The organism is Mesorhizobium sp. M1A.F.Ca.IN.020.06.1.1, assembly GCF_004023265.1.
Classification (GTDB): Bacteria; Pseudomonadota; Alphaproteobacteria; order Rhizobiales; family Rhizobiaceae; genus Mesorhizobium.
The window spans coordinates 1-3979 of sequence record NZ_RZSR01000563.1; the positions used below are offsets into that span (position 1 = coordinate 1).

5 protein-coding genes are annotated in these 3979 nt (G+C 65.4%); 2 read left to right on the top strand and 3 right to left on the bottom strand.

What is annotated here, in order from left to right; genetic code table 11:
- Positions 1–958 (top strand): MFS transporter (locus EOA60_RS22285; RefSeq protein ID WP_164899463.1); only part of this gene is annotated, 958 nt, incomplete at its 5' end.
- Positions 959–1011: 53 nt separating this feature from the next.
- Entirely contained in the window at positions 1012–2160 is a 1149-nt protein-coding gene (locus tag EOA60_RS22290; RefSeq protein WP_245502597.1) for an acyltransferase family protein, read from the top strand.
- A 13-nt stretch (positions 2161–2173) separates the two neighbouring features.
- Here the strand turns inward: EOA60_RS22290 and EOA60_RS22295 are convergent, their stop codons facing one another.
- The 3 genes from EOA60_RS22295 to EOA60_RS22305 form a co-directional block, all read right to left on the bottom strand.
- Entirely contained in the window at positions 2174–2362 is a 189-nt protein-coding gene (locus EOA60_RS22295) for a DUF1059 domain-containing protein (RefSeq protein WP_067000403.1), read from the bottom strand.
- A gap of 109 nt (positions 2363–2471) precedes the next feature.
- Positions 2472–3131 (bottom strand): PQQ-binding-like beta-propeller repeat protein, encoded by a 660-nt coding sequence (locus tag EOA60_RS22300; RefSeq protein ID WP_095824804.1) that lies wholly within the window; start codon positions 3129–3131, stop codon positions 2472–2474.
- Between the two features lie 31 nt (positions 3132–3162).
- Positions 3163–3979 (bottom strand): helix-turn-helix domain-containing protein (locus EOA60_RS22305; RefSeq protein WP_128311902.1); only part of this gene is annotated, 817 nt, incomplete at its 5' end.

A 3979-nucleotide genomic window follows, 5' to 3' on the forward strand; every position in this document is an offset into this window, starting at 1 on the left:
GTTCGGCCTCCCGGTGCCCTTCATGATCATCTGGGCGCCGAGTTGGGGGTGGATCATTGCCGCCAACGCGCTGCTCGGCATCAACCAGGGACTTGCCTGGTCGATGACCGTCATCATGAAGGTCGATCTGGTCGGGCCGAAATCGCGCGGGCTCGCCGTCGGCCTCAACGAGTTCGCCGGCTACCTCGCCGTCGGCGTCACCGCATTTCTGACCGGCTATCTGGCCAGCCGCTACGGGCTGCGCCCGGTGCCGATCTATCTCGGCATCGGCTATGCGATCCTGGGTGCCGCGCTGTCGATCCTTCTGGTGCGCGACACGCGCGAGCATGTGCGGCTGGAACTGGCCAACGATCCGAAAGCTGTCTCCCCGCTCGGCTTTCGCGAGATCTTCATGCTGACCTCTTTCCGGGACCGCAATTTGTTCGCGGCCTCGCAGGCGGGCCTGGTCAACAATCTGAACGACGGCATGAGCTGGGGGCTTTTTCCGCTCTTCTTCGTCGCCAACGGGCTTGGCGTCGAGCGCATCGGCATCCTCAAGGCGGTCTATCCCGCTGTCTGGGGCGTCTTGCAGGTCGCAACCGGGCCATTGAGCGACCGTTGGGGCCGCAAGGGCCTGATCGTCGCCGGCATGTGGGTGCAGGCTGCCGGACTTCTGCTCACCGCCATGACGCGGGACTTCGGCTGGTGGCTGCTGGCAAGCCTCTTGCTCGGCCTTGGCACGGCGATGGTCTATCCAAGCCTGATCGCGGCGGTATCGGACGCATCGCATCCCTCCTGGCGGGCGCGCTCGCTCAGCGTCTATCGCTTCTGGCGCGATCTCGGCTACGCAATCGGAGCGCTGTCGGCGGGCCTCATCGCCGACTTCTTCGGCTTCGCCGCGGCGATCGCGGCGATCGCGGCGCTGACCTTCCTCTCGGGTGTAATCGTGGCGGTGGCGATGCGAGAGACCAGCCGCTGACCCGGCACTGAGCTCCAGCCCGACAGCGCCGCGTTTACGATATCCGAAGCTTCATGCTGCTAGAGACGCGCCTGTCCGGTACTATGGCGCTGGGTGCCTTTGCGGGGTCTTTCATGAACATTTCGACGCGCATGCCGTGGGTGGACACGGCAAAAGGTCTTTCGATCATCCTGGTGGTGATGATGTATTCCGCCTACAACACCGGTGAATATACCGGCGGCGTCGGCTTCCTGCATTATGTCATCGGCTTCGCGACCCCGTTCCGGATGCCGGAATTCTTCCTGATCTCGGGGCTGTTCCTGTCGCAGGTGATCGACCGGCCTTGGCGACGCTATATCGACCGGCGCGTCGTCCACTACCTCTATTTCTATGTCCTGTGGGCGGTCATCTCGATCGGGCTGAAGATCGGCATCTTCAGCCGCGATCCCGCCGGCATGCTGCACGACCTCGCCGTGGCTGTCGTCCAGCCCTATGGCGTGCTGTGGTTCATCTACATGCTGGCCGTGTTCGGCCTCGTGGCGCGCGTCCTGCGCGACCTAGGCGTGCCGCACTGGATCGTCATCTTGGTTGCCGCCGCGCTGCAGATGTGGGCGCCGCATTCGGACAGCTATGCGCTCACGCAATTCGCCGCCTATTTCGTGTTCTTCTATCTCGGCTTCGTCATGGCGCCGCTGGTGTTCCGGCTGGTCGCGTGGACGCAAGCCCGTCCGGCGATCGCCGCTGCCGGGCTGATCGTGTGGGCCATCGTCAACGGCCTGCTCGTCTATTCGCCGGGCTATGCCGTCGAGCCGGTCGGCATGCAGATGGGCCTGGCGGCATGGCCGCCGCTGCATCTTACGCTGGCCGTCGCCGGCGCGGTGGCGCTCTGCGTCGCCGGCGGATTCCTGTCGAAATTCGCCGCGATGGAATGGCTGCGTTGGCTCGGCGAGCATTCGCTGGTCGTCTATGTCGCCTTCACCATCCCGATGTCGATCTTCCGCGGGATCATGCTGGCAAGCGGCCTTCTGACCGATACCGGCATGCTCAGCCTCGCGGTGCTGCTCGTCTCGGTCATCAGCCCGGTCATTCTCTACTTCATCGTCAAGCGCACCGGCTTCGGAACCTTCCTGTTCGAGCGACCGGCCTGGGCGCATGTCGACAGACCGACTGCCGGCCAGATCTCAAACAAGGGCGTTGCCCGGCCGGCGCGCGAGGCGGCTTGATGCAGAAGCGCGCCTAGCTTCCGATTATCATCGCCTGTAGCTGCTTCCGGTCCTCTTGGGACCATTGGCTCGGGTCTTCACCATGCGCGGACCGGGCATGAAGCTCAACGTGCTTCATCACCTCTTCCGCGTTTTCTGCCGTGAAGCTCCCGGGACAGGCTTCCATTCCCGGATAGTCCTTGCACCGATACGTATACGCCATCGCTGCCTCCGTTTTTAGGAACGCCTAATGGAGCGATGGGGCGAGACCTTTGTCAATGGACTGGTCTTAGACTGAAGACCACCGCCATGCAAAGCCTGGCTAGGGCCGGCTATTTGCCGACTGTCGTGTCCTTGTCATGGTTGTACCCAGGACGGCGCACGGCCTTGATCTTGCCGCTGCTGCCGCCTCCGCAGAAGAAGCAGCCGCGGCCATCGGATTCCAGTCCCGACACGCCGGAGGGCATCGCCAGCTCCTGCAGCACATCGCCCGTCTCGGGGTCGATGCGCAAGAGATCGCCCTCCTCCCCTTCCCAGGTGGCATGCCAGAGCTCGCCGTCGACCCAGGTGACGCCGGTGACGACGCGCTTCGACTCGATGGTGCGGATCACCTTGCCAGTTTCAGGATCGATCTGATGGATCTTGTGGGCCCTGTATTCGCCGACCCAAAGCGAACCTTCGGCCCAGGTAAGCCCGGAGTCGCCGCCGTTGCCGGGGGCGGGAATGGTGGCGACGACCTTGCCTGTCTTCGGGTCGACCTTGTGGATGCGGTCCTCGCCGATCTGGTAGAGATGCTCGCCGTCGAAGGCGGACCCGGCATGCGAGGCGACGTCGATCGACTGCACGATCGCGCCGCTCTCCGGGTCAAGCGCCTTCAGCTTGTCGCCGGTGGCGAACCAGACATTCTTGCCGTCATAGGTGACGCCATTGATGCGCTCGGCATCCGGAAAGGGGCCGTATTCGCGCAGGATCTCGGCAGCGGCTCGTTTCATTTTCGATCTCCATTCGAACAATGGCCGCAGACTAGTCGCTCGGCAGCGGACCCGGGAGTAACAAGACAGTCGGGAATCCGGTCACCGGCGGCGTCATCCAGCGGCGCGCCCTGCCGCGGCCGACCGCCTGCACCTTGTTGTCGGCCGAAAGCGCTTCCAGCGCCCGCTGCACGGTGCGCGGGCTGGCGCCGAGCGCGATCGCCAGCGCCGAGCTCGACCAGGACTCGCCGTCGGCGAGGAAGGCGAGCACTGCGCCATGCTCCTCCTCGACAGGCGGCGCCAGCACTACGACCTCGGCTGCGGTCAGCGGCGTTAACGCAAAACCGGCGGCCGTCGCGTTGATTTCCGCCAGCGCGTTCATTTCGGCGCGCAGCCGGCCCATCTCGACCCTGAGCCGCGCACGATGCGATTCATCGGCGTGCCTGGCGCGGAAGGCGCGCTTCAGCAGCGCCTCCCGCGACGCATCCGCGGGCCAGGCCTCGGCCAGCGTGCGCGCCAGCGCAAACAGCACCGGCCGCGTCGCCAGCGACACTACGGTGTCGGCTTTGCGCACGACATTGCGGCAGGCATCGACGACGAGGGCGCCTGAGGTGAGCAGCGACTCGACCTCGTCGAGGTGCAGCGGAGTCTCCAAACCGTTCGATACGAGCCGCGCGACGGGCGTGTTCAGCACCTGCGATGCGCTTTCGACCTCCGCCTTCAGCGCCGGGATATTGGCTTCATAGGCCGCGAGAGCGGCTCGGCCAAGCGCGGCGCGCGCAGCCCTCGTCCGCAGGCGCCTGACCGCGATGCCCGCGGCCGCGAGCTCGTGCGCGACGCGCGCGACCGGCGGCCACGGCCCCGGATCG

Bases quoted from the DNA above. Each gene is read 5' to 3' on its own strand.
- EOA60_RS22295 (WP_067000403.1), bottom strand. From the start codon at position 2,362: ATGGCGTATACGTATCGGTGCAAGGACTATCCGGGAATGGAAGCCTGT.
- EOA60_RS22290 (WP_245502597.1), top strand. From the start codon at position 1,012: ATGCTGCTAGAGACGCGCCTGTCCGGTACTATGGCGCTGGGTGCCTTT.
- EOA60_RS22300 (WP_095824804.1), bottom strand. From the start codon at position 3,131: ATGAAACGAGCCGCTGCCGAGATCCTGCGCGAATACGGCCCCTTTCCG.